This is a genomic window from Pseudomonas sp. NPDC087639, assembly GCF_044743385.1.
Classification (GTDB): domain Bacteria; phylum Pseudomonadota; class Gammaproteobacteria; order Pseudomonadales; family Pseudomonadaceae; genus Aquipseudomonas.
This window is the reverse complement of the sequence record NZ_JBIUWI010000158.1, coordinates 1,659-2,324: the sequence shown is the minus strand read 5'-3', so window position 1 is coordinate 2,324 and position 666 is coordinate 1,659. Positions and strand designations below refer to the sequence as shown.

General features: G+C 59.3%; 1 pseudogene. It reads right to left on the bottom strand.

Going from position 1 to position 666, the window contains the following annotated elements:
* Nucleotides 1-30: 30 nt before the first annotated feature.
* Nucleotides 31-666, bottom strand: a pseudogene (locus ACIOVB_RS27440) (lyase family protein); the annotation flags it as partial.

Here is a 666-nt window from a genome sequence, read left to right as displayed (position 1 = left end):
AAATAAAATGAATACGAGATAAATCCATTACCATTCAATAAACGCGTAGGCCGAAACGAGATCGTTGTAGTTGCCGACAGCGCCGTTGATCTTGCCCAGCAGCGGTACGGCAGCGACTTGAGCGATCTGACGCTCGAGACGGTAAACCACGTTCGCCAGTTCTTTACCCAGAGTGGTCGGCGAAGCTGGTTGACCGTGGGTACGCGACAGCATCGGCACGTCAGCGAAACGGATGGCCAGTTCGCGGATGGCGTTGGCAGTCTGGCGCATCAGCGGCAGCATCACGTCGTCACGGCCTTCGCGCAGCATCAGGGCGTGGGACAGGTTGTTGATGTCTTCGCTGGTGCAGGCAAAGTGGATGAACTCGCTGACCTTGGCCAGCTCCGGCAGTTTGGCCGCCTGCTCTTTGAGCAGGTATTCGATCGCTTTCACGTCGTGGTTGGTGGTGCGCTCGATCTCTTTGACGCGCTCGGCGTGCTCCAGCGCGAAGTTTTCAGCCAGTTCATTGAGAACGGCGTTGGCCTCGGCGGAGAAGGCTGGCACTTCCGGGATACCGGCGTGAGCGGCGAGGCGCTGGAGCCAGCGCACTTCAACCAGAACGCGGGCACGGATAAGGCCGTACTCGCTGAAAATCGGGCGCAAGGCCTGGGTTTTGCCGGCGTAGCG